Here is a 24132-nt window from a genome sequence, read left to right as displayed (position 1 = left end):
TCGCGAGAGGTCACAAACTGCAACACCGGGGTGGTGAAACCATGACCTCTTGATTACACAATTGAGCAGTCAGAGAAACAATTCAACCCCTTTGCAAAGATAAATCCTACATTACAAATTAACCCTGACTACAAGCAAAAACGCTGGTAGGGTGGGGAGTTAGTTACATCTTCTGATGCCCCCCATCTTCGTCATTACCGCTGTGCCCACGGGTGCAACCCGCGAAAAATCCCTGCTTCCCCCGCCAGCCCATCGTGCACCGCTTTCTCGTGACTGCCCTGAAACAAAGCACGACGCCACCCCATGTGGGAGGGGGCTTGCCCGCGATTGCGCTCGCCCAGCCACGAATTCATCAAATGATCCACCGCAATCGCGGGCAAGCCACCTCCCACAGGTGCATTCCAGCGTCAGACAGGTCGCTGTACGGCACGCCCCTTGCTGTACAGCTCATGAGGCAAACGGACGTTGTGAACCCTCAGCGACGGAGTGGCCGGTGGTCAGGCAACGCGAACTAATCCAGACCCCGGTCGTCAATGACTGCATGTTCTTATCAGGCGGTAACGCACCATGGACAATCCTTTTCAGATCATCACCGACACCTTCACCCCACAGTACCGAGTCAACCTGAGCATCCAGCGGCTGGATGGCAGCATCATGCTGACCCTCTCGAATGAGCAGGGCGTGGTGGCCAAGCGCATGATCAGCGCCGAACAACGCAACGACCCGCAACGGCTCAAGCGCCTGGTGCAAAGCATCCAGTTCGGGATTGCCATCGAACAGGGCCACAGCGCCATGGAAATCCTGACGGTGATGACGGACGGGGACAGTCACAAACTGTTGCAGCGACCGCCCACCCGTCCCCAACCCTTCAGCGTCAGGCTTTAAAGCTCACCTTTCTCTGTTTCAAGGCTCTCGCCCTTGCGGTGCGGGCCTTGCACCTTCACCGACGGAAACGCCGACGACGCATAGCGCACCACCAGAATCGAGAACGCCAACAACAGAATCCCGCCGCACAGGTAGATGATGCCGATGTCCGGCGGGTTGTGGTGGGACACGTTGGAGATCAGCAGACGCGTCAGCGCGGTGATCGCCACGTAGATCAGGAAGCGCACCGGCATATGGTTGGTCTTGAAGTAAATCCCGACCATGGCACCCAATTCCAGGTAGATGAATAACAGCAAGATGTCATCGATCTTGATGTGCCCGTTCTCCAGCATCCCCAGAAACTCCATCACCGCCGCCCAGGCAGTCACGGCACCGATAGCGAACAACGCCAGGTAGTGGAACGTCTCGACAAACAGATTGCCCAGAGACTCGGCCAGCCCGTGGACATTCTGACGCAGCTTTTCGGCCCAATTGATTTTCACGATGATGCTTCCTTAGGTCGGCTCGACCGGATAATGCGGGTTGGACGTGACGGTTGTTCTGCATGCAGAAAAAAGGCCAGCGGCAGGGATAAGATGATGGCGGGGTGACATGAGGCACTCCAAACCTGTATTTCCGGGCTACATTAAAAAACTACTACCCAAACCGCACAGTTTGGCTTACCCTTTTAGCTGTATATAAATACAGTAGTCGCAAAAGACAACTATCGTGAAGGCATGTGAGGTGGTGAATGGCCGTCGAAGTGGCATACCGTAGCAGCGGAGATCTGGAGCGTTTGTTTATAGTCTTGTGGACCGCCCATGTGCCTTGTTAGAGCACCTCATCTGAGGATCGTAAAAATTTTATTCGGAAATTCAATAATCTAGGATGCTGAAGCTTGCTGATCAGCCCACAACCCGGGAACGCTACCTGCCTAGTTAGGCGCTCGACCCGCAGAATCAATGCTTTGCATCATCTGTTGGCCATCGCAGGAAGCTCACAGCGCCTGGGCTAATCTCTTTCAACACTAGATATGACGACGAGGCCAAAATGGCTGTTGAAACCCTTTACCGCAGTACCCGCGATTTGGAGACTACGTTCGTGGACCGAAAACTCGCCGATGCACACGATCAGATGCTTGAGCTGGCAGAGGCACTTACGGACGTGTTGATGAAAAACGTCCCTGGACTCTCGGAAAAGCACGCTGAAGACGCAAGCATCTATATGGCAAAAAATCGCGCCGTGTTTGCAACCGCTTTCAAAAATAACGCAATGGTGCTGAATGAGCTCGCTGCTCCAGCCGATGCTGAAAGCTAGATATCAGTGGTTAAGTGCTGACGGCTTAATAGGTAAATCCGGGATATAGAATGCGAAAACGGCCCCCTGCCATCCCTAACGATAACTCTCCGCATTAGGGCTGGCGTCGGGCCTCGCGGAGAACCAAAAAACGCATCCAGTTCCTCCTTGTTGTTCGCCTTTCGCGTGAGTCGCCGGTCGTGCTGCAAATGCGGAATCTGCCACCTTTGAGAATGCTTCGATCGCATCGGCGGTCCTAGATCTATCTCCTTTCGCGATACCTCACATCCCGACTCACGATTGGCCAATTGCCCCCCCCCTCCTTAACGTGTTTGGCGAATGGCGTTCGTAGGATTTGCCTGCGCAAGTCACGGCGCCCGTCTGCCGCCACTAAAAGGACAATAAGAATGTTCCGTTATTTCCCCACTAATTACGTCTGGAATGCTTCCATCAGCCTGGCCATCGAAATGGGCGCGCGCATGGACGAGATTGAAGCGATGTGCGCGCCGTTGCATGAGGCCGCTAAACAACCAGACGCAGCCGCCAGCAAGGCTTTCCGTGAAACCTGGGCCAACATGGCCGATAAACTTTGCGGCCTGGCCGAGGAAGACGAGGCCGCCGGACGTCTGTTCTCAGCGGGGGAGAAGTACAACCGCGCGGCCATCTACTACCTCACCTGCGAGCGTCTACAGGCCCACGGTGCGAACGGGCGTGAAGCGCTTTATCAACGATTCCTTGAGACTTTTGCCCGTGGCACCCAACTCTGCGGGGAAAACTGCGAGCGAGTAGAAATCCCTTACGAGGGTACTCATATCTCCGGCCTGCTAGTGCGTGCGGTAGGCGTGGACGGTCCGGCACCGATCCTGGTGCAAGTCAACGGGCTCGACTCCACCAAGGAAATGAAATACCGCATCGGCCTGCCAGCATGGCTGGCCAAGCGTGGCGTCTCCTCGCTGATCATCGACCAGCCCGGCACCGGCGAGGCATTGCGCCTGCACAACCTGACCGCTCGTTATGACACTGAGCACTGGGCCAGCCGTGTTGTCGATTGGTTGGAGACCCGCAGTGATGTCGATTCAAAACGCATCGGCCTGGAAGGCGTCTCGCTGGGCGGTTACTACTGCCCTCGCGCTGTAGCCTTCGAACCGCGCTTCGCCTGCGGCGTAGTATGGGGCGCCAACCACGACTGGCGTGACGTGCAGAAGCGACGCATGGAGAAGGAAGGCGACTTCCCGGTACCGCATTACTGGGCCCATGTGTGCTGGGTATTTGGTGCAAAGGATGTCGACGACTTCATGAACATCGCCGAAAACATGCACTTGGATGGCGTATTGGATCGAATCAAAGTGCCGTTCCTGGTTACCCATGGGGAAAAGGACACGCAGATCCCGTTGAAGTGGGCGCATCGAACCTACGAGCAATTGGTCAATAGCCCGAAACGTGAACTGAAGATATTCACTGATCGAGAAGGCGGCGTACAACACTCCAGTCTCGACAACAGCAGCAATGCCGGTCACTACATCGCCGACTGGGTTGCCGAAGCGTTGGGTGGGCGTACAGCCTGATCAATCGAGTCATAGAAGGCGGCTTCGCGGCCGCCGTTCTCTCCCCTTCGCTACTGACTGATCCCCCAACTGTCCGTTCGTGACAGGCAGCTCAACCGTTCCCAACTTCGATCTTCAAAACGCCGCAAGTGTCCGACGGGTGCCTCGTCCAGGACCCGCATTGAATGTGCACTGGCCCTGTATAGCTAAACTCCGGCTTGAATGTGAGGAGCGTTTTCCTCTCAATCCAGACGGAGGGTATAGGTCAGTCAGATAGGTTCGGCTAATGTCATGAATGATTCATGCATGATCTGCGCATGTTCGTCCTTGCTGCCACCGCTCTTTTCTATCTCGCACAGGCGCGCAGACTTCTCAACCACCAGCCGGCAACGCTCCCAACGCCGCTCTTCGAAACGACTCAAAGCGACCTGCAGGTCACTATGGCTAAACAGTTCTTCGGCGAGCACGATGGCGCTTTCAATGCCAATTCCCGCGCCCGACGCCAAATGAGGTGTAGTGGCATGCACGGTATCGCCAATCATAATGATGCGGTCTTTATGCCAGGGTAAAGGCACCAAGAGATTCGCCAGCGGCCGGTAATCGATACTGGCGGACGGCTCGTACAATTGAGGCACAAGTGTTTGCAGGAGCGGAGCCGGAAACTCACCCAGAAGGCGCGCCATTTCGCCAGGCCATTTTTCCGGATCGATCCACTCGGAATGCTCGCGGCTTTCCATGAGGAACATATACATATGCGTGTCTGAAATGGGATTGACGCCCACTTTAGTGCGCCCTAGCCAATGACTGGGACGTATGATTTCCGGTGGCCGCTTCAGTACGGCACGCCAGACACTCTGGTGAATGGGTTTTGGCGAAGGTGCTTCTGGGAAAAACGCCTTTCGCATCCGTGAGTGAACGCCATCGGAAGCAATTACCAGGTCGTAGATCCCTGAGGTTCCATCAGTAAAAGTCACTTCGACGCCATCTCCACGCTGGACAATGGTTTCAAAGGTAATACCCAGGCGCACGTGAGTTCCCACTTCTCGCGTCTTATCAGAGAAAATTCGAGCTAATACGGGACGCAGAATCCCACCACCACCGGGGATCGGTTTGCTGCTGATCGGAGGTCGAGTTGCCAGTTGCACAATCAGTTCGCCTGCGGGTGAAAATACATCGAAATCTTTCGACAGATACCCTTCGCTGGCCACCTGCTCGAGGATACCGACGGTATCGAGCGCCCTCAGAGTGGGACCGCTGAGAGTGATTCCGGCGCCCAGCGGACACCACAAAGGATCTATTTCAACCAGATCTACTTCAACGCCCTCGCGGGCAAGCTGGATGGCCGCTGTCATTCCGGAGAATCCCCCTCCGATCACCAGGACCTTATTGACTGCTGCAATCATCACGTACTCCTAATTATTCTTATTTCTACCGGACGGACATTGCGTTGCGCACCGATGTGCTCCGCGGCGCTATCGACCGAATGCTGAAAACACATAAGATTCCGACAGACAATGCCGGATCAGGAACGAGACTATCGGACTGGGTATCAGCGCTGAAATCGCGTTATGCAATCTGAGGTATCGTTGGAAGTGATGGGTGCAGGGAACAGGGTTGAAGCGGCTTCTCCCCTGTCTGGGGTCTACGCGGATTAGTCGAAAACCTCGAGCGTCACCCTGAAAAAATGCGGCTCACATGAGCCGCATTTCTTTGAGTCGCTGCCTATGATCGACTACAGAACTTCAGGCACTTTCCAATCCGTCCCAGCAGAGGTATTTCACCTCAAGGAACTCGTCGATCCCCAGGTGAGACCCCTCTCGCCCCAGTCCGCTTTGCTTCACCCCACCGAAGGGAGCGACCTCATTCGAGATCAAACCGCAGTTGATCCCGACCATGCCCGACTCAATGCGCGCAGCATTACGCCAGATACGCGCCGCATCGCGGCTGAACAGATACGCCGCAAGGCCATACTCGCTGTCATTGGCCATCGTGATGGCTTCCTCATCATTATCGAAACGCACCAGCGGCATGACAGGGCCGAATATCTCTTCTCGAGCAATCCTCATCCCATGCGTCACATCGGCCAATAAGGTGGGCTGGAAGAAACACCCACCGAGTGCATGACACGTACCGCCGGACAACAGTCGAGCACCTTGGGCCAAGGCATCATCAACCAGCTCTTGGGATTTTCGCACCGCCGCTTTATCAATCAATGGCCCCACCTGCACGCCAGGTTCCAGACCATTGCCAACCTTCAGTCGTGCCATGCGCTCGACGATGCGATCGGCCAGTGCGTCATAAATCCCGGACTGCACCAATACCCTGTTCGCCCCGATACATGACTGCCCACCGTTGCGAAATTTAGCCAACATCACCGCGTCAGCCGCAGCGTCAAGATCAGCATCATCGAAGACAATGAAGGGGGCGTTGCCGCCTAACTCCATGGAGCACTTCTTGACCGTCTGCGCCGCCTGCGCCAGCAGTAACCGGCCCACTTCGGTGGAGCCTGTAAACGTGAGTTTGCGCACCAACGGGTTGCTCGTGAGTTCGCCCGCGATATCTCGCGTGTCATTACCTGTGACAACGCTGAAAACACCGGCTGGCACGCCAGCACGTTGCGCAAGTTCGGCGAGCGCGAGCGCAGTCAACGGCGTTTGGCTTGCAGGTTTCACGACCATGGTGCAGCCCGCCGCCAGGGCCGGAGCAGCCTTGCGAGTAATCATGGCGGCAGGGAAATTCCAGGGCGTTATCGCCGCGCAGACCCCGATGGGCTCGCGCAGTACAACAATGCGCTGGGTTTCTTTTACGCCGGGGATCAGTTCGCCACGCACCCGAGTGGCTTCCTCAGAAAACCATCGGACAAAGGACGCTGCGTAATCGACTTCACCACGCGCCTCGTCCAGTGGTTTGCCCTCCTCCAAGGTAATCAGCGTGGCAATGTCCTCGCGATTTTCAACCATCAACTCGTACCAACGCCGCAGCACCTCACCACGGTGTTTCGCCGTCAAGCGCCGCCATGGACCAAACGCTTCGTGCGCGGCATCGATTGCATGGCGTACTTCGGCTTCGCGGCAGCGCGGTAACTCGGCGAGCACCGCTTGATCGACCGGATTACGCAGCGTGTACTGGCCGTGCGGCGTTTCGTGCAGCCACTCTCCGCCGATGAAGGCGCTTGTACGCCACAGGGTCGGATCTTTTAGTAAATGCTTCACTTGGCAATCCTCGTACTCAGCAAGGGTTACGCCCGATCATGAAGGCGCTATCAGGATCCGACGTCACCGGCAGCCCGGCTGCAACCAGCCCTTGACGCAAAGACTTCATCAGGCGATCCGGCACTCGCATCGCGGGCGCGCGAAGCGGGCCGCCGTTGAATCCGGCGAGCCAGTCTTGGTACTTCCACATCGTGCGGTTGAGCACCCCAGTCCCGCCTGCATATGTCTGAGCCGCTGCGCCGTTGGCGCCACGTGCCGGGTTGACCTTCCAATACAACTCCATCGCTTCCTCGAACCGGCCCGTGCGTGCCAGCTCAAAAGCTTTCGGGTAGTAGTCGCTCATCCAGGCGGTGTTGCTGGTGCCGGAAAACTGCAGTTCCATCAAACTCATCAATGGAATCGCATCGCCTTCGATCGGGCAACTGATCACGACCTGATCCCGGAAGTGGTGGTACATCTCGCAGAGACCTGCTGGCAGCGGAAAACCCTGCTCCGCCTTGATGGCTGCAATATTCGGGCAATCGGCCAGCAAACGACGTACCAGCGCCAAGGACATACCGGACGGATGCACGCGCTCAAAACCCCAGAGCGGAATCGGGAACAGCATCACCGCAAGATCCGTCGCGTCACAGAATGACTTGGTGTAGTCGTAGATTTCCTGTTCAGACGTCGGCCAGAACTGCGGTGGGTAAGAGAGCAGAACAATGTCTGCCCCCGCTTTCTCGGCGAGTTTCGCGGCCTCGATATTCTCGGCGAGCGTGCCAAACGCGGCATGGAAGAACAGGATCAGATTTTTTCCGGACTCACGGGCCCAGGCGGTGAACTGCGCGTTTTCTTGCGCAGTAATGGCAAGCTCGCTGCAGAGCAATGTGGCGCTGTAACCGAGTCCGACCGTATGCTCGATGTCGTGGCGAATGCCACGTTCATTGAGGCGCTTGAGGTCGGCGCTGAAGCTGGGGATAGTGACTGCCGAGCAGCCAATCAGGTTTTCACGCGCCCAGGCACGGGCATCCGCTTTTTTGTAGAGGGTCATGATGATTTCCTTCAAGCGATGGAGGGTTTACTTCGAGACAGGGACAATACTGGTGAGCTGGTCGATACCGATGCCTTGCTGTTTGGCGCGCTCATAAAGCATTTCGGCCATGACGACATCCTGCAGGGCCGATCCGACCGATTTGTAGAGAACAATGTCGCTTTCGTTTTGACGTGGATGGACACGACCGCCAACCAAATCGGCCAACGGTATTAACTTCTCGGCGACTTTTACGCCGACACTGAGCGCAGCGATGGCGTCGCCGGTGTCGTGAAGCACCTCGTGGGGCATGTCAGCAACGATGCAAACGGCTCGTTCCATCGTGACCGCATCGACCTCTCGTTGCTCAGGCAAGGTCGAACCCAATGAAACGACCGTCGTGCCTGCCGACAACCACGCCCCCTGCAACACCGGCGACTCGTCGCGACTGCGTGCGGCGCAAATCACCACATCACATTCCTGTACCGCCTCTTGCGCACTGTTCACCGCTTCAATATCCAGCGCTGGCCTGAAGCTCTCGGCAAAACGCTCACGACTGGCGGGTGTAGGGCTGAACACGCGTACCCGGGCCACCTCACGCACGGACTTGAGGCAGTCCAGCGCGCCGCGTGCTTCAAACCCAGAGCCAATCACGCCAACCCGCAATGCCCGCTGAGGTGCGAGTCGATCTATCGCCAGTACAGCGGTTGCAGCGGTACGCAAACCCGTCACCCGGTTGCCGTCGATCAGGGCGCTGAGCGCCATGGTCTGCTGATTGAACAATGCAATCAGATAACTGGCGCAACGGGCCCGCATTGACGCCGCAATCAACTTGCATCCCATGTGGCCACCAGCGGGTGACACTGCGGTCAAACTGCGCAACCAGATACCGTCGCCCCGAGCCATGGAGCGAGGGGGCACCATCGCATCCGATGTGGGGCGGGCATACGCGTCGGCGAGCGCGGCAACGGCCCCGCTCCAGTCAGCGAGCGAAGCGACATCGGAGTCGCTCAGAAAAAGCGTCGGGGCAATTGCTTGGGGCGCCTTGGAGTCATGCATATCGTTAACCTCGCCATCGGGTATCAGCCATTGATTGACTGACACCCTACGAGGCACGTGTCGCGGCGAATACTGCGTGAAATCGAAAGCAGCTATCGCTCAAGTCGATGGCATGGCCAGGCTACAGATCAGCCGACGCACTTCTCGGGAGGCGCGGGTCAAGGGTCGACGGGGAGATTCGACGAGCACGACAAAACGCTCAAGAACGGGGTCAACGATGCGCGCCGAGGTCAGTCGATGATCCAGCGAGCCTGGCAACACAGAGGCAATCGCGTAGCCTCCGCCCGCCGCAACGATTTCGTACTGAAGCTGAACGGAATCGGCTTCAACGTTGACGCACAAAGCCATTGAGTGCTCGACTGCCAAGTGATCGAGCCTGGCCCTCAGCAAATGGGGACGCCCAGGCACCACCAATGGCAACCCGGACAACTGCGTCAATGGAATATCTCGATTACTGATAACCGGATCGGTGGCCAGTCCTACCAAGTGCAGCGGTACCCTGGCGAGGAAATACGCCTCACCAATACTTTGCTCATCCTCACGCAGGACCAACGCCATATCGAGGCGACCATCGTGCAACTGCTCTTCCAGTTGAGCACTCGCCCCCTCGATCAGGTGCAACCTGACCCCCGGCATCTGCGCACGCGCAGCCGCAAAAAGAGCACCCGCATACCGCCTTACGGCTGAAGGCAGCATGCCGACGACCACTTCGCCCACCGGTTTTCCGCGCAGGTTACGAATGTCATCGACAAGGCTTTCAGCGTCCGTGAGAAGGCTCGATACCCGGGGCAACAACTGTTCCCCAAACTCGGTCAACACCACGCCCCGCCCAGTACGATGGAACAGGCGTTCACCACATTGCGATTCGAGCAGAGCAATATTGCGACTCACCATGGACTGAGGCATGTCAAGTAACGTCGCAACTTTACTTAAACTTCCAATCGCCGCCACTCGTATAAATAATATCCATCGTGGATCAACAATTGTTAAATCAATGGACGCACATTGCGGCACCGTGTCGAACCTATCATTATTGTTAGTATTTTTATTATTCTTCATGCAGCACACTCCAAAACTTGCACCTCGCCTTGACAACCTGATAATCAAGCGAATCAATATATTATGTGTACAGTAGGGCCATGGTTCAGGCCTTGCACGCGCTATCGGCTTGCCACTCATCGCGAATGGCGATACACACTATCGAGTTGAAAGATACATGAAGCAGCAGCCGAAACATGCGGCTTATTTTTGATCCGCCCTGTCGTTCCGCATCAAGCAGTTGACAACTACTGAGCGCTCAATGAGAGTGTCAAAAACAAAAACAATAAGAGATCAATGCCATGCGCTTCGAACATCTGGACCTTAATCTTTTGGTGGCACTCGATGTTTTGTTGGAGGAGCAAAACGTCACGCGTGCTGCCGCGCGCCTACACATGACTCAATCGGCGACCAGCGGTGTCATCGGCCGTCTGCGAATCTATTTCGAAGACGATCTGCTTGTGCAGGTGGGGCGCAAAATGATGCTCACCCCCCGGGCCAAGCAACTGCAAAATCCCGTCCGCGAGGTACTTCTCAAGATCCAGACATCGATCACAAACAAACCAGGAGAAAGCATTGCCGAGAGCAAACGCCATTTTCGTATCATGGCGTCTGACTACCTGATATGTGTGATCTTTGCCGAGGTCATTAAGCAAGCCAATCAAGAAGCGCCTTTTGTAACATTCGAACTGGTCAGCCCGAATGACTCCCCTCTTGAGATGCTCCTGCATGGCGAGATCGATCTGATGATCGCCCCCGAACACTATGTTTCGACCCAACACCCTTCACAATTACTCTTCGAGGAACAACACGTCTGCGTTGTATGGGAAGACAATACCACTGTCTGCCAAACCCTAACGTTAGAGCGCTATCTGGAGATGGGTCACATCGCCGCAACTTTTGGCAGGAACAGAACGCCAGGGGTGGATGAGTGGCTGATAAAGCAATACGGGTGCAGCCGTCGACTGGAGGTCATCACGCACGATTTCAGCACGATACCCAGCCTGATCATTGGCACCGAACGTATAGCGACCATGCTCAGCCGGCTGGCCGCGCTCTACGCCAAAACGCTGCCCCTTCGATTGATTCGCCCTCCAGTGGAGCTGACTACCATGAAGGAATACATGGCCTGGCACCGCAGCATGGACAGCGACCCTATGTTGCGTTGGCTTCGCGAAAAAGTGGTCGATACGATCCGAACCCTGGATACGCCCCCTATTCTCTAGCTCGGTTCTGCTCATGAACCTGTTGCAGATGCTCGCGGCTGTCATCCAGGTGCAGACGCATGGCAGCGCGTGCGCATTCAACGTCCTGACGCAGGATCGCTTGGTAAATCCTTTCGTGCTCATCATGAATGCGCTGTTCATAACTCAGGGGGCTATCGTGGAACAGGCGCGCAGAATCAAGCCGGCTACGCGGGACGATGACGACGCCGAGGTTACGCAGGGTGTCAACAATGTAGGGATTGCCGGTTGCCTCAGCTATTTTCACATGGAACTGAAAGTCCCGCGTGGCCAAATCATCAGCCATGACCTCACGCTTTTTTAACCGATCAAGCGCCGCACGCATCGCCTCCAATTGCTCGGAGGTTCGTCGTTGAGCGGCAAGTCCTGCCGCTTCCACTTCAAGAGCAATGCGCAGCTCCATGATGGCCAGGGAGTCGACGATGATGTCGATCGTAGCGAGATCAATGAGTGGCCCTAGCGACAGCGTACTTCCCCGCACGAAAGTCCCCACACCCTGGCGCGTCACTACCTTTCCAGAAGCCTGCAAACGAGACATGGCTTCGCGAACGACCGTTCTGCTTACGCCATGCTCAAGCATGATGGCCGTCTCCGTGGGCAGTTGTTCACCCCCTCGTAGCCGTCCCTCACTAATGTGCTCCGACAATAGCGCCTCAAGCGCTTGAGAAAGGCTAAAGCGTTTTTTCCGGACGCCAGTTGGCGATTTCATATCAGCCATGATCGATCATTCTCACTCCTCGAAAATCGCCACGGCACGGACAAACCCGGCCGACGCATGTTTGATCTTGTAAGGGAAGCAAGAGACCAAAAAGCCATAGGGCGGCAGACTTTCCAAATTGGCAAGTTTTTCCATCTGGCCATAACCAATATCCCGACCAGCCTTGTGCCCCTCCCAGATGATCGAGGCATCGCCGCTTTCAGCGAAACGCTCGCGCGTGTACTTAAATGGAGCATCCCAGCTCCACGCGTCGGTACCGACAACCCGCACGCCTTTCTCCAGCAGATACAGGGTGGCCTCGCGCCCCATACCAACACCAGCCTCCAGATAGCCGGGCAAGCCGAACAAGGCTCCAGCGCGAGTGTTGACCAGGACAATGTCCAAGGGTTGTAAGGCATGGCCGATGCGTGTCAATTCACCTTCCACTTCAGCGGCCGTGACTACATGCCCATCGGGCAGGTGCCGAAAATCCAGCTTCACGCCGGGTTGCAGGCACCAGTCCAGCGGCAGCTCATCAATGCCATAGGCCGGTTTTCCGCCATCGGTGGTCGAGGCGTAGTGCCAAGGCGCATCCATATGCGTGCCGCTGTGGGTAGTGATGTTCAAACGTTCAGCCGCCCAGGATTCATCGCCCGGCATATCAGATTTTTTCAACCCAGGAAACATGGCTGCCATCTCCGGCCAACCTTCCTGGTGGTTACTGTATTCAATCTTAGGTAACAACGGCGGTGGGTCGGTGTACAGGTTGTTTTCCAAGGAGACGGACAAGTCCACCAAACGTCGATTAGTTAACTTCACGAGCAACATCTCCAGCAGAATAATTAACCGAGTCTGTACGCCGAGTGCGCGAAGAGGGATTCAGAGCGTTTCGAACCAACGCCGAAGCAGAACCATCATGACGCAGACCCAGCTCGCGGGCCTTGGGTGTACTCATCGCGGGGTAGCGACCGAACAATGCTTCCAGGCTTTCGTCAGGGGCAAACGTGATGAGCTCGCGTCTCTGCTCACCGTAAACCGCTGCCAGGGCGTCAATGACCTGGGAGATAGAAAGATGCAGCACAGGCAATTGCCAGACGCGTTGCTCCCCCAGTGCGGCTTCGTCCACCTCGGCTACATGCAGGAGGTTGTCGACACAGCAGCGCGCTGACATCCACCACGCCCTCGCTTGGGGAGACACTGGACAACAGTAGGAATCGCCCGCTGCGAACGCATGCAACAGATCGCTCATGAACGCTGAACGCAACCCGTTGGGTGCTCGAGGGCGGGCCACGATGCCGGGTAAACGCACCGCACGACCATCGACCTCTCCACGCCGAGCCAGATCGCTCAGCGCAATTTCAACCATCCGCTTATGGGCGCCATAGGACAATTCAGGATGCGTGTTCGCGGACTCATCCATACGCCCCGCCGGAGTCGCACCGTAAACCGCTACGCTGCTGGCATAGATCAACACCGGGGTTGCAGGCTGTTGCCGCAGTTGCTCGAGCAACTCCAGACTGGCCTGCAAATTGATTTCATAACCTTGAGCGTAATGCTGCTCCGCAGCGCCACCGGGTATGCTCACCAGGTGAAAGACCACATCGATACCGTCTGCCAGTATCCGTCGTAACAAGGCAGCGTCGCCGACACTGCCAGGACTACGGCGCAGCCGGTTATCCTCGGGGAAGTCGTTCAACTCTTTGTCCAACAGGATCAGCGCACTGATCGGTTGCCCCCGTAAAGTCCCGGCCTTGAGCAGTCGTTCGACCAGCATCCGACCAATGAAACCGTTGGCCCCTGTGACTAATATCCGCATGATTGTCTTCCTCAATCCTTGGCAGAAACGACGCGCTGATCGATACCACCGAATAGTGACTGCCCGTTACCGTCGAGCACCTCCATGCGCACTCGATCACCGAAACGCATGAATCCGGTACGTGGCGCGCCGTGCTCGATCATTTCGATCGCTCGCCGTTCGGCAATGCATGCCGAACCCATTTGGCGGTCGACATTGGAGACCGTACCCGAGCCCACGACCGTACCGGCGCCAAGGCGACGGGTTAGCGCGGCGTGAGCAATGAGCTGGTGAAAGCCGAAGTGCATGGCACCACCATGGGGATTGCCGAACCATTCACCGTTCCATTCCACCTGCAGCGGTAAATGCACGCGCCCCTCATGCCAGGCATCGCCCAGCTCATCCGGGGTGACCGCGACGGCGGCAAAACTGGAGGAGGGTTTGGCCTGGAGGAAGCCAAATCCAGTTTTCATCTCACGCGGAGCCAGGGCGCGCAGGCTGACATCGTTGAGCTGCAGGATCAGCTTGATATGCCCCATGGCAGCCTCGGCCGAGCACCCCATCGGCACCTCATCGACCACCACCGCGAACTCGCCTTCGAAATCAATGCCGTGCTGCTCGCTGGGCAGCGGGATATCGTCACGGGATCCGAGAAAGTCATCGCCGGCGCCTTGGTAAATCAGCGCAATACTTTCTACGTCTTCGATAGGCTCAAGGTGAAACGCTTTTTGCATCAGATAACCGTGGGTGATGAAGGACGACCCATCGAGCCACTGATACACACGCGGCAACGGTGCCCCAGCCTGTACCGGATCAAAGACGAAGGCGCCTGGCGCCCGGCCCTCGTTCAGTGCCTGGTACAACGCCTGCAACGGCGCCTCGACTTCGGCCCAGTGATCGATGGCTTGTTGCAGGGTGGCCGCAGTATCACCGACATCCAGTGCCAAACGCAGATCACGCGAGACCAATACTAGCCGTCCATCGCGACCTGAACTTTTGAGGGTTGCCAGCTTCATGGGTGAGTTCCTTGTACAACAGCCAGTTCGTCGCTATAGCGACCGTCAAGCAAAATGAACACCATCCGAGCCATCTGTTCGGTGCGATTGCTCCAGGCGTGATTGGTACCGCGCTGCACAACCATATCGCCGCGCTTGAGATGTACCTCTTCTTGATCCAGCACCAGCCACACTTCGCCCTCAGTGACGATGCCGTAGTCGAGGGTCTCGGTGCGGTGCATCAACTTGTGCTGCGAATCCGTTGTCCCGGTGCCTGCATGGGACTCGCCGATTTCGGCGAAAGCCGCCGCAGCGTCTTCTTCACTGACTTGGTTCTGTACGCTGTCGGGCGGAATATCCACGACACGAACCACGCTGCCGAACGGCACAGGGCTCAGTTGCAGGGGTTTGGCTGTGGGATCGGCCCCGTTATCAAGCGCCGCGGGGCTATTGCTGCTGTTCCACACTTCATAGAACACCGTACCGGGTACGGACTTGAGTGAGAAGACGCTCGGCGTCGGTCCGCTGTGCGCAACCACCGCCCGACCCTGGGCATCGTGCCCGGTGACTACTCGTTTGAAACCAGAAAGTTGTTGCATGTTCGACTCCTCAATCAGTTCGTCAACAGGTTCGAGAAATAACAGTGCCGTAGCGGCAGCGGGCAGAGCTTGATTCATAAAATATCCTTAACGATCGAGCACCAGGCGTGCGCTCCTGGCACGAGAACAGCAAGGTGTGAACTGGTCGTTTTGGGCTTTCTCGGCGTCGGTCAAGAACATGTCGCGATGTTCCGGTTCGCTTTCCAATACGCGAGTCATACAAGTGCCGCAAACGCCCTGCTCGAATCGGGTCTTCAAGGCGCGGAGCCTGCTCAAACAAGGAGAAGTCGGGGATCAACGCATCGTTGGCCAGTGTTGGATCGCCAGGCCAGATCCGGATCGCGGCATGGCGCTCAACGACAGGACACGAGCGAACACAGGCGGCCTTGGGGATATTCCCTTTACCCTGGGGGTTGTGAGTACATTGGCCACCGCCACCGAAACGCAAGCCGTGGTAAGGGCACTGAACGCTGTCACCGACAATCTTGCCGATATGCAGTGGGGCAAAACGATGTGGGCAGCGATCCACACCCTGGCTATCACGAAAGAACACGATGGGTTTCTCAAGGAGAGTTCTCCCAAGCAGTGCGTCCTGTGCAAGCTCTTCTGCCCATCCGGCGACGTACCACGTGTTGAGCAAATAACTCATGATGTTTTCCCCCTTTTCTTATTTTGATAAGACACCGCATTGAATCCAGGGCAGCACACCGTCAATGGCTTGAACCTTGCGTTTTCGGGTTTCACGTCAATCGACTTTTTTCCGAGAAATACTGTGTAGATCAGCTCTCTGAGGCTGCGGCGACAACACCGGGGAAAACCGCCCTCTTTGCGCGCAGCCGAAGGCAGGCCACTGCCACGACCAGTTGAAGACCTGCAAGGATGCCCAGCGCAATCTGCAAAGTCCCACTCACCGCGCTGGTAATAGCCAGCACGATCAGCGGGCTGAAAAACTCACCGCCAAAGAACGCTGCAGCAAAGCCTCCGGCGGCGCGACCGCGGTACTGGAAGTCAACCTGGGCCATGATCCAGGTGATCAGCGTCGGCATCATCAGACCGATCCCCAGACCATTGATCAGTACGGCGATGACGACCAGGGCCTGGCTGTCAGCTATCGCCATCAACCCGCCGCCGATACCGGCCGTGACAAAGGCCAGGCATAACTGCCGGTACGCCGGCACGCCACTGAGCAGACGGAAAACCAAGGCACCAGCGAGCACACCAAATTGGCTTGCGCCCATGGTCAAGCCGATCTGCTGCGACCCGTCGATGTGCAGCAGGTTGAGCAGGTAACCGACCTGTACCGGCACCACAAACATGCTCACACCCGTCAGGAAAGCCAGGCCATACAAGGGAGCCAGGACGCGCCAGGGGAATGCCTTGTCCACCGTCGGTGCCGCTGTCCGAACACGCGCACGCGGCTCCCACAGCAACCAGGCCATCAGTGGCAGAAATAGTATCCCTACCCCATACAGCGCAAACGGCGTGCGCCAACCGTACTCACCGAGCAAGCCACCGACTGCAATGAAAATCGTCGCCGCCAGGGAGGTGGCGACCATCTGCAGAGCGAACAAACGCTCGCGACGCGCACCGCTGTAATAGTCGCCCATCAAGGCGGTACAACAGGTCATGATCGCGGCTTCAGCAATACCGATACCCGCCCTGCTGATGACAATGGCGGGCAAAGACTCAAGCCAGATCGGCAGTAGTCCAAACACGCTGTAGAGCAGCATCGCGCCCAGCAACAGTGGCTTACGGCCCAGGCGGTCAGCGATCAGGCCGGCAACGGGGGCCAGGAGCGCAATCATGAGGGCCGGCAAGGTTAACGCGATGGGCACCAGCACATTTGCCCCTGGCGTGTCGGCAAAATGTGCCTGAATGCCGGGCAGGACGGGGGCCAGCAGCACCGCGCCCAATACCGGCAGGCAACTGCCAAGAAGCAGCAATATGGATTGCGCAAAACCTGCCTTGCGTTCAACGCTCACTGAACACCTCCAAGATCTTATTAGGCGACTCACGATGCACCGCTGCGGTGGTATGAGTCTTATTGAGGTCAGGTACCCATTCTTTGGCCTGCTCTGTCCCTTCACGGCGACTCACGGGCAACAGAAAGTAAGCCAGTGCCGGCAGCAGAATCAGCGCACCGGCCATATTCCAGACGAACATAAACGCAAGCAGAATGCCCATGTCGGCCTGAAACTTGATGGGGGACAACACCCAGGTGCTGACCCCGATAGCCAAGGTCACTCCGGTCAGCATCACCACTTTTCCGGTGAACAGCAGGGCGTGGTAATAGGCCTGGGACAAGCTTTCACCCTGACGCAGGCGCGCCAGCACAATGCTCATCACATACAGCGCGTAATCCACGCCAATCCCCACGCCCAGGGCGATCACCGGCAACGTCGCGACCTTGACGCCAATACCCAGCACCACCATCAGCGCTTCGCAAAGGATTGAGGTGAGCACCAAGGGCAACACCGCACAGAGCACCGCGCGCCATGAGCGGAAAGTCACCAGGCACAGCAGAATGACCGCGCCATAGACCCACCAAAGCATCTCGTGGCTGGCTTGCTTGACGACGATATTGGTCGCCGCTTCAATACCCGCATTGCCCGCCGCGAGCAGGAACTGCGCCTGATCGCTATTGTTGTCACGGGCGAACGCTTCCACGGTGTCGACCACTCGAGTCAGGGTGTCGGCCTTGTGATCGGACAGGTAGCCGTAAAGCGTCAGCAGGCTGCAGTCTTCGTTGTACAGTCCCCGTGGCGCCCCCGCAGTAACCATATTCAGGGTCGCCTGATTGTTCAGCAGCTCATACCACTTCGGGCTGCCCTCACTCAGGCCGACGAGCATGCGCCGGTTAAGCAATGCGAGCGAGTTGGTCGAGTCGACGCCCTCCAGGCCACGCAGTTGCCAGTCCAGGTTATCCACCCGTCGGAGCGTGTCGTAACGGGAGCAGGCGCCAATCGGAGTCTTGACCATAATCGCAAACACATCGCTGCTGGCCCCGTAATGACCGGTCATAAACGCATTGTCTATGTTGTAGCGCGAGTCGGCGCGCAGCTCAGGCGCACCTGGATCAAGATCGCCGATTTTGAGGTGCGTACTGACCAGATAACCACCGATGGCGAGCGAACCCGCAACGACCACTCCCACGGAGGCCCACTTGCGCTGGGTAAACACATCGAGAAAACGCCACACGGGATGCTTGTCGCCACCGTCTTCGGCCATTTGCTCGCTTTTGAGACTGCGCAGGGCCGCAGCCTGACTCACACCGAGAAAGGACAGCAGGATCGGTAGCAAAATCAGGTTAGTGAAGATCAACACCGCGACGCCGATGCTGGCAATCACCGCCAAATCCTGAATGACCTGGATCTTGATGATCATCAGCACGCCAAAGCCGACCGCATCGCAAAGCAGTGCCGTCAAGCCGGCCAGGAATAACCGGCGGAAGGTATAGCGAGCAGCAATTTGCTGATGAACGCCACGGCCGATGTCCTGCATGATTCCGTTCATTTTCTGCGCGCCGTGACTCATGCCGATGGCGAACACCAGAAACGGTACAAGCACCGAATACGGGTCGAGTTGATAGCCAAGCATGGGCAACAGGCCCAGTTGCCAGATCACCGCAACCAGCGAACAGCAGACCACCAGCAAGGTGCTGCGCAGGCAACGGGTGAACCAATAGAGCACTGCGGTGGTGATCAGCAGCGCCGCCGCAAAGAACAACAGAATTTTCTTCAGACCATCGATCAGATCGCCAACCATCTTGGCGAAACCAGTGATGTGAATGCCGACCGTATCGCTTTGGTATTGCTGACGAAGACTTTCCAACTGCTGGGAGAACTTGGTGTAGTCCAACGGTTGACCATCGGCGGTCGTCTCCAGCAACGGCACATACAGAATGCTCGAACGCTGGTCAAAAGCGACCAACTGGCCGATTTCATTGGAGCGCTCAACATTGCGCTTGAGCGCCGCGAGGCTGGAGGTATCGCCGTTGTAGCCATCCGGAATGACCGGTCCACCTTCCAGCCCATCCTCGGTGACACCCACCCAGCGAGTGGCAGGACTCCATAAAGACTTCATATAAGCCCGATCGACACCCGGCAACAGGTACACCTGGTCATTGAGCTTTCGAAGTTGCTCCAAGTAGTGCGCATCGTAGATCGAGCCCGACTTGTTCTCCACGGCGATACGCACGGCATTACCGAGGCCGGATAACTGCTTGCGGTTTTCCAGGTAATTGACGATATACGGATGATCGTCAGGGATCATTTTCTCGAAGCTGGCGTTGAGTTGCAGGTGCGTCGTCTGCCAGCCGAGTAGCGCGGTGACCAGCAGGCAAATCAGCAGGACCAGACGCCGATGATTGAACAGTGCCCGCTCAAGAAGCGAACCGGAGTGGCGATCGAAATCGGTCAGGCTACTGATGATGGGTTGAGCGCGAGGAGGAGTCGTGATGTTCATCTATTACTCCAGGGCGGCTTGGGCGGGTGTACTGGACACGCGGTTCACAGCGGGCATCGACAGTCGCAGGACACCGGCAAATCCCGCCCCTATCAGCGAGCCGTCGGCGGCGCCAACCACACGGGTCAACGGCGGGCCTTCGGGCGTCACCAGAGGTTGCAGAAATGGGCTGTCGTCCGTGCCGAATAGCAGGCCGCCAGCCTGATTGACCCACAACGTCCGTTGTCCGATATCGATTGCCGATCCAAGTGAGACAGGGACGGGATTAACCAGCCCCTCGAACGTCTCGCCCTGATCCCGTGAACGGAAGACATTGCCGCGCAACCCGCCCACCAGCAGCGCACCGTCCGCTTGCACCGCGAGCGTGAAATAGCTGCCGTCATAGGGGCTGTTCAGCCGTTCGAATGACGCTCCTGAATCCCGTGAGCGCAGCAACAAGCCTCGTTCGCCGGCGATATAAACCGTCGCACCGGAACGGGCCAGCGCATATAGATGCAAGCCTTCGGCATCGGAAATTTGACCCATCGTTGACTGCCAGTGCTTACCACCGTCCTCGGTACGCATTGCCAGGCCATAAGCGCCAACGACCATGCCATGTTCCGCATCGCTGAAGTTCAACGCGAGAAAGGGTTTATCCGCGCCATCGGCGACCATGCGTTTCGCCGCCGCCAGTCGATGTTGCGCATCGTCGCTGGCCGTGGTCTCAGCGGCCTGTTGTGCATCGGCCAATTCCAGCCCGGCGGCGCGCAGCCCATCCAACTGCAACTGCCAGGTCTGCCCCGCATCCGCAGAATGCAGCACCACACCGGAATGCCCGACGACCCAGCCGTTTCTGGCATCGACAAACTGTACCGCCGTCAGGGTCGCGCTCACGGGCATCTGCACTTGGCGCCAGCCGATGCCATTGTCATCCGACAGCAGCAGCACACCTCGCTCACCAACCGCGACCAGACGCTGGCCAACCCGCGTGATATCCAACAGCACGGCATGCGTGGCCTGTTGCGTTATCACACTGGGTTGCGCCAGCACATCGGGTTGCTCGGCGGCTTGCACGTTTAGCGTCACCGCCAAGGTCGGCAGCGCACAAAGCAGCCCGCTTGCAAGCAGGGTCTTGTAGTTAAGACGACAAACCATCAATCCTCTCCTCGAGTGGAGGCGCCCACATGCACGGGCGCACGCCTGGTGTCAGCGAACGCCTTCACCGGCCAGCGAATCGCCGGTAAAAACCGAGTCCGGATAAGTGGGCATGATTCGGTACTGCTCGCTCTTGCCGGCATACATTTCGCCTGCAAACCAAGCGCCGGACAGCAAGTCGTAGAAGCCATGGTTGACGGTCACCACACCTGGCAGGTCAGGCAACACGACGGGGGTCGTCCACAACACTTTCACCAACTGGTTCTGGGCGTCATATCGGTCAGCCAGTACCGCACTCCAAGTGTCTTCATCGAGGTAGTAAGTGTTCTTGGGGAGTACATGGCGCTTGCCTTCGGCCAGCGTTGCCTGCACCACCCAGACGCGGTGCAGTTCCCAGCGGATCGAATCAGGGTTCATGTGATGCTGGCCCATCAGATCGGCGGGGGAATTGGCGGTAAAGACTTTGTTCGAGTTATACGGGATGTACAGTTCCTTCTTACCCAGCAGTTTCCAGTTGAAACGGTCGATTCGACCGGTGAACACATACAGTTCATCGAAGCTCATGACCCCGGCGCTGGCCGGCGTCGGTGTATCGCAGCAATTATTGGGCAGACGACGGACCCGACGCTGCCCTGGCAGATAAGTCCAAGCTACCGTTTTGTCCGAATTGAGATTCTCACGCCCGACGATCCCTTCTCCGGCACGCAGCGGTGGCCCATCGTTAGTCATCCGCGTGGCCCAGAAAACGCCGTTATCGTTGGTGCCTTTGGGCAAATACCATGGCATCTGATAATCGGCCCGCGAATCGTTGGTCAGCACGGGCTTGCCGTCGGAGGTCACCAGGTACTGAAGGAAACTGGCGTGCCAGGACGCCCCGCGCCAGCGAGTCAGATGGTTCCACATGGCTTCGGCGCCACTTTGCGGAATCGGGAATGGAATACCGCCTGCGGCATTCTCGGGTTCAGGCCCACCTTCACCATTGACCAGTTTGCTTTGGGTCGCATTCTTGAAGGTTGTGTCATACACAATTTGAGGTGCGGCAGCGGTCCGGTGAGTCGGATAGACATCCAGGCGGTAAGTCTGCGGATACTTCTTGAGCATCGCTTTAATACCATCGGACAGCTGATCGCTGTACTGCCCCATGTTTTGCGCCGTGATGGTGTACAGCGGTTTTTCGTTGGCGAACGGATCACCGCGTCTACCGCCATTTTTAAAGTTGGGGTCGACCTTGGTGTAGCCACCGTCCCAGGCAGGAATCGTCCCACTGGCGTTACCGGCGCGCTCGGCGCCCAGCGGCGTCAGGGTGGTCTTCAGCTTGGCAGCCTCCTCGGCCGATACGGCTCCGAGGGCACCTTGGGCAATCAGCAATGAAGAAGCCAGGCACGTAAACAAAGTAGCGATGCGTTTATAGGTATTCATCGGTTGCCCCTGACTCAAAAAGTACGGCTGACGGAGAAAGAAACGAAGTCACGGTCTTTCATCGTTTGGCCATAGGTGTAGTTATTGTTTGCATCGAGAAAAGTATTCTCCGGCCCGTAGTAATGGGTGTAGGTCAGGCCCAAATTCCAACTATTGAGGTAGTTGCCCTTGATCCCGATGTTGATATCGCCACCGTGATCGACACCGAAACCGGTGCCCAGGGCTGACGACTTACCGTGGGTGTAGCTGATGCCCATCGGAACGCTGATATCCAGGCCGGGAAATGCCTGGCGGTACATCGGCTCGTAGACGGTGCGCATGCTCCAGGCATCGCGGTCGGCATTGGAATCCAGGGCGGCCGGGCTGTGAGTAACACTCAGGGTCCGGTTCCAGGCGAACTCACCGGTGAAACTGGCTTCCTGAGAAAGCACCGAAGGGCCCAAGGTTGCGAGCCAGGACAGGTTGGCGTGCAAGGTGTGCCCCGTGGCGTAAAGCGAGCCGTCGCCATTGTCCAGGGCTTCTCCCGCTAGCAGCGTGCGCTGGTTGGTCGACGCCAGGGGTTGGTGCCAGCGCGTCGAGACTTCGCCGGCGATGTTGTAGTCGCCCTGGGTAAGGGAGAAACTGCCGCCAACGGCCTCAATCCCCTCGGGATAGAGCCAATAATATTCCCCAGCCTTGCCCGTCTGAGGATTGAGATTGGCGAAATCCGGGCGCACATTGAGCTGCGGTGATTTGTCATGAAACCGGATCGCATAAAGCCCCCAGTCCACACTCTCGCCGCGAATACGCAGTTGCAAGCCGCCCTGCCCCGAGTCTTTCGCGTCCTTGTCCTTGCCATGATAGAAAGCCAGAGACTCGCCTCCTGGCATTACAGGCGAGCCCACATACATCCTCTCGTTGCCATCACCGAAATAATCATCCGTCGAGAAGTAGCTCCCCGAGGCCGGAAGGCGGTTAGCCTCCCACTCAAATTGGTAGTACGCGCCAATCGATACTTCCGATGTGAGTTCAAATTGTGTAGAGACTTGTTTGACCGGTCGGATCAACTCTTTGAATTGGGTATTGGGTACCGACAAGCTCTTGGCCACGTCGATAGGCGCCATGCCACCGGCGATACCGTTCGCGCCGTAGTAAAGGCTTTCACCCCATTGCATGGCGTATTGGCCGATTCGACCTGAGATCGCTCTATCGCCGATGTGTCCTTTACCGAAGATGAACGCATCCAGCAACTCAGCCTTGCGGCCGTGCAGCTCGCGGGTGTCACTGGGGAAATCATCGCCGGACAGACTGTTATTGCGACCTGAGTCGTTGTTGTCGGTTTTCTTGTTGTAGACATCGTCGTACCAGGCGGCACCGCTGAGCCGAGCACCGAAGTTCTGGTAAGTGACGTCGAACTCCGACAACAGATCAAGGCGGTTGGAAATCAGGCCTTTGTCGAAATTACGATCACCGTCGTCCAGATTGAGGGAAGTCTGTCCTTTGGTCAGCTTGTCGGACTGGCCTTCCACCCGCCAGGCAGCACTGTATTTGAGTGTATTGTCCCAACGTACGCGAAGATCGGGATTGCCGGAGTCGAACTCAAAGGCATTGGCATTGGCACCGATCATGCCAAGCATCAGCGCAGCCAGACTCAGGGCAAAGGGAGGACGTTCGCCGCGAAAAACCGCAGCATTTTTACGTGCCATGGAGAAACCTCACTGTTGTTTTTATTTTTTTAGTTTCATCGCGCTGCACCTCGTGTTGGGGCAACGCTTTCAAGA

20 protein-coding genes and 2 pseudogenes are annotated in these 24132 nt (G+C 57.2%); 4 read left to right on the top strand and 18 right to left on the bottom strand.

The features are described from left to right. Window positions 1-567 precede the first annotated feature (567 nt). Window positions 568-885 carry a DUF3509 domain-containing protein gene (locus ACP7CJ_RS00630; RefSeq protein WP_276196627.1) on the top strand — a complete coding sequence of 106 codons (318 nt, stop codon included), beginning with the start codon at window positions 568-570 and terminating at the stop codon, window positions 883-885. Here the strand turns inward: ACP7CJ_RS00630 and ACP7CJ_RS00625 are convergent. Beyond that, window positions 882-1367, bottom strand: coding sequence for a phosphate-starvation-inducible protein PsiE (locus tag ACP7CJ_RS00625; RefSeq protein ID WP_247405845.1), 486 nt, complete (start codon window positions 1365-1367; stop codon window positions 882-884). The genes ACP7CJ_RS00630 and ACP7CJ_RS00625 overlap by 4 nt on opposite strands. 547 nt (window positions 1368-1914) lie before the next feature. Between ACP7CJ_RS00625 and ACP7CJ_RS00620 the strand changes: the two genes are divergently transcribed. Continuing rightward, window positions 1915-2181 (top strand): YebG family protein, encoded by a 267-nt coding sequence (locus ACP7CJ_RS00620; protein ID WP_426099658.1) that lies wholly within the window; start codon window positions 1915-1917, stop codon window positions 2179-2181. A gap of 386 nt (window positions 2182-2567) precedes the next feature. Next, window positions 2568-3725: an alpha/beta hydrolase family protein gene (locus ACP7CJ_RS00615; protein ID WP_426099659.1), complete on the top strand. Its 1158-nt coding sequence runs from the start codon at window positions 2568-2570 to the stop codon at window positions 3723-3725. 248 nt (window positions 3726-3973) lie between these two features. On the opposite strand, the gene ACP7CJ_RS00610 is transcribed toward ACP7CJ_RS00615, so the two are convergent. From ACP7CJ_RS00610 to ACP7CJ_RS00590, 5 genes are all read right to left on the bottom strand, one after another. Beyond that, window positions 3974-5107, bottom strand: coding sequence for an FAD-dependent oxidoreductase (locus ACP7CJ_RS00610; protein WP_426099660.1), 1134 nt, complete (start codon window positions 5105-5107; stop codon window positions 3974-3976). Between the two features lie 339 nt (window positions 5108-5446). Beyond that, complete coding sequence (locus tag ACP7CJ_RS00605; RefSeq protein ID WP_426099661.1) at window positions 5447-6916, bottom strand: NAD-dependent succinate-semialdehyde dehydrogenase; 1470 nt, start codon at window positions 6914-6916, stop codon at window positions 5447-5449. A 16-nt stretch (window positions 6917-6932) separates the two neighbouring features. Further along, window positions 6933-7949, bottom strand: a complete 1017-nt coding sequence (locus ACP7CJ_RS00600; RefSeq protein WP_426099662.1) for a dihydrodipicolinate synthase family protein — start codon at window positions 7947-7949, stop codon at window positions 6933-6935. Window positions 7950-7976: 27 nt separating this feature from the next. Further along, complete coding sequence (locus ACP7CJ_RS00595) at window positions 7977-8987, bottom strand: ornithine cyclodeaminase family protein (protein WP_426099663.1); 1011 nt, start codon at window positions 8985-8987, stop codon at window positions 7977-7979. A gap of 99 nt (window positions 8988-9086) precedes the next feature. Next, the gene (locus tag ACP7CJ_RS00590; protein WP_426099664.1) at window positions 9087-10046 is read right to left on the bottom strand and encodes a LysR family transcriptional regulator; all 960 of its coding nucleotides are present in this window, start codon (window positions 10044-10046) and stop codon (window positions 9087-9089) included. Between the two features lie 281 nt (window positions 10047-10327). On the opposite strand from ACP7CJ_RS00590, the gene ACP7CJ_RS00585 reads away from it, so the two are divergent. Beyond that, the gene (locus ACP7CJ_RS00585) at window positions 10328-11251 is read left to right on the top strand and encodes a LysR family transcriptional regulator (RefSeq protein ID WP_426099665.1); all 924 of its coding nucleotides are present in this window, start codon (window positions 10328-10330) and stop codon (window positions 11249-11251) included. On the opposite strand, the gene ACP7CJ_RS00580 is transcribed toward ACP7CJ_RS00585, so the two are convergent. The 12 genes and pseudogenes from ACP7CJ_RS00580 to ACP7CJ_RS00525 all read right to left on the bottom strand — a co-directional run bounded on the left by ACP7CJ_RS00580 (window position 11241) and on the right by ACP7CJ_RS00525 (window position 24057). Beyond that, window positions 11241-11987: a FadR/GntR family transcriptional regulator gene (locus tag ACP7CJ_RS00580; RefSeq protein ID WP_426099666.1), complete on the bottom strand. Its 747-nt coding sequence runs from the start codon at window positions 11985-11987 to the stop codon at window positions 11241-11243. The genes ACP7CJ_RS00585 and ACP7CJ_RS00580 overlap by 11 nt on opposite strands. 12 nt (window positions 11988-11999) lie before the next feature. Continuing rightward, window positions 12000-12785: a cyclase family protein gene (locus ACP7CJ_RS00575; RefSeq protein WP_426099667.1), complete on the bottom strand. Its 786-nt coding sequence runs from the start codon at window positions 12783-12785 to the stop codon at window positions 12000-12002. Beyond that, complete coding sequence (locus ACP7CJ_RS00570) at window positions 12772-13782, bottom strand: NAD-dependent epimerase/dehydratase family protein (RefSeq protein ID WP_426099668.1); 1011 nt, start codon at window positions 13780-13782, stop codon at window positions 12772-12774. Before ACP7CJ_RS00570 ends, ACP7CJ_RS00575 begins: the two co-directional genes overlap by 14 nt. A gap of 11 nt (window positions 13783-13793) precedes the next feature. Next, window positions 13794-14777 carry a fumarylacetoacetate hydrolase family protein gene (locus tag ACP7CJ_RS00565; RefSeq protein ID WP_426099669.1) on the bottom strand — a complete coding sequence of 328 codons (984 nt, stop codon included), beginning with the start codon at window positions 14775-14777 and terminating at the stop codon, window positions 13794-13796. Continuing rightward, window positions 14774-15355, bottom strand: a complete 582-nt coding sequence (locus tag ACP7CJ_RS00560; protein ID WP_426099734.1) for a cupin domain-containing protein — start codon at window positions 15353-15355, stop codon at window positions 14774-14776. Before ACP7CJ_RS00560 ends, ACP7CJ_RS00565 begins: the two co-directional genes overlap by 4 nt. A gap of 87 nt (window positions 15356-15442) precedes the next feature. Further along, a pseudogene (locus ACP7CJ_RS00555) lies at window positions 15443-15598 on the bottom strand (2Fe-2S iron-sulfur cluster-binding protein); the annotation flags it as partial. A 220-nt stretch (window positions 15599-15818) separates the two neighbouring features. Then, window positions 15819-16004, bottom strand: a pseudogene (locus ACP7CJ_RS00550) (Rieske 2Fe-2S domain-containing protein); the annotation flags it as partial. Window positions 16005-16134: 130 nt separating this feature from the next. Continuing rightward, window positions 16135-17337 (bottom strand): MFS transporter, encoded by a 1203-nt coding sequence (locus ACP7CJ_RS00545; protein WP_426099670.1) that lies wholly within the window; start codon window positions 17335-17337, stop codon window positions 16135-16137. Next, window positions 17327-19819 carry an efflux RND transporter permease subunit gene (locus tag ACP7CJ_RS00540; protein ID WP_426099671.1) on the bottom strand — a complete coding sequence of 831 codons (2493 nt, stop codon included), beginning with the start codon at window positions 19817-19819 and terminating at the stop codon, window positions 17327-17329. The genes ACP7CJ_RS00545 and ACP7CJ_RS00540 overlap by 11 nt, the downstream gene beginning before the upstream one ends. Window positions 19820-19822: 3 nt before the next feature. After that, window positions 19823-20953 (bottom strand): WD40/YVTN/BNR-like repeat-containing protein, encoded by a 1131-nt coding sequence (locus tag ACP7CJ_RS00535; protein WP_426099672.1) that lies wholly within the window; start codon window positions 20951-20953, stop codon window positions 19823-19825. 51 nt (window positions 20954-21004) lie between these two features. Continuing rightward, a complete protein-coding gene (locus ACP7CJ_RS00530) occupies window positions 21005-22372 on the bottom strand; it encodes a DUF1329 domain-containing protein (RefSeq protein WP_426099673.1) in 1368 nt (455 codons plus the stop codon). 14 nt (window positions 22373-22386) lie between these two features. Continuing rightward, window positions 22387-24057 (bottom strand): DUF1302 domain-containing protein, encoded by a 1671-nt coding sequence (locus ACP7CJ_RS00525; RefSeq protein ID WP_426099674.1) that lies wholly within the window; start codon window positions 24055-24057, stop codon window positions 22387-22389. Between the last annotated feature and the right edge of the window lie 75 nt (window positions 24058-24132).

The sequence above is a fragment of the Pseudomonas sp. PSPC3-2 genome (assembly GCF_049897085.1).
Taxonomy (GTDB): Bacteria; Pseudomonadota; Gammaproteobacteria; order Pseudomonadales; family Pseudomonadaceae; genus Aquipseudomonas; species Aquipseudomonas paraveronii.
This window is presented reverse-complemented; position numbering and strand designations above follow the sequence as displayed.

Excerpts from the sequence above, each read along its gene's own strand:
- ACP7CJ_RS00615 (WP_426099659.1), top strand. The coding sequence starts at position 2,568 with ATGTTCCGTTATTTCCCCACTAATTACGTCTGGAATGCTTCCATCAGC.
- ACP7CJ_RS00580 (WP_426099666.1), bottom strand. The coding sequence starts at position 11,987 with ATGGCTGATATGAAATCGCCAACTGGCGTCCGGAAAAAACGCTTTAGC.
- ACP7CJ_RS00540 (WP_426099671.1), bottom strand. The coding sequence starts at position 19,819 with ATGAACATCACGACTCCTCCTCGCGCTCAACCCATCATCAGTAGCCTG.
- ACP7CJ_RS00600 (WP_426099662.1), bottom strand. The coding sequence starts at position 7,949 with ATGACCCTCTACAAAAAAGCGGATGCCCGTGCCTGGGCGCGTGAAAAC.
- ACP7CJ_RS00565 (WP_426099669.1), bottom strand. The coding sequence starts at position 14,777 with ATGAAGCTGGCAACCCTCAAAAGTTCAGGTCGCGATGGACGGCTAGTA.
- ACP7CJ_RS00590 (WP_426099664.1), bottom strand. The coding sequence starts at position 10,046 with ATGAAGAATAATAAAAATACTAACAATAATGATAGGTTCGACACGGTG.
- ACP7CJ_RS00620 (WP_426099658.1), top strand. The coding sequence starts at position 1,915 with ATGGCTGTTGAAACCCTTTACCGCAGTACCCGCGATTTGGAGACTACG.
- ACP7CJ_RS00560 (WP_426099734.1), bottom strand. The coding sequence starts at position 15,355 with ATGCAACAACTTTCTGGTTTCAAACGAGTAGTCACCGGGCACGATGCC.
- ACP7CJ_RS00595 (WP_426099663.1), bottom strand. The coding sequence starts at position 8,987 with ATGCATGACTCCAAGGCGCCCCAAGCAATTGCCCCGACGCTTTTTCTG.
- ACP7CJ_RS00585 (WP_426099665.1), top strand. The coding sequence starts at position 10,328 with ATGCGCTTCGAACATCTGGACCTTAATCTTTTGGTGGCACTCGATGTT.
- ACP7CJ_RS00530 (WP_426099673.1), bottom strand. The coding sequence starts at position 22,372 with ATGAATACCTATAAACGCATCGCTACTTTGTTTACGTGCCTGGCTTCT.
- ACP7CJ_RS00610 (WP_426099660.1), bottom strand. The coding sequence starts at position 5,107 with ATGATTGCAGCAGTCAATAAGGTCCTGGTGATCGGAGGGGGATTCTCC.
- ACP7CJ_RS00570 (WP_426099668.1), bottom strand. The coding sequence starts at position 13,782 with ATGCGGATATTAGTCACAGGGGCCAACGGTTTCATTGGTCGGATGCTG.
- ACP7CJ_RS00535 (WP_426099672.1), bottom strand. The coding sequence starts at position 20,953 with ATGGTTTGTCGTCTTAACTACAAGACCCTGCTTGCAAGCGGGCTGCTT.
- ACP7CJ_RS00525 (WP_426099674.1), bottom strand. The coding sequence starts at position 24,057 with ATGGCACGTAAAAATGCTGCGGTTTTTCGCGGCGAACGTCCTCCCTTT.
- ACP7CJ_RS00630 (WP_276196627.1), top strand. The coding sequence starts at position 568 with ATGGACAATCCTTTTCAGATCATCACCGACACCTTCACCCCACAGTAC.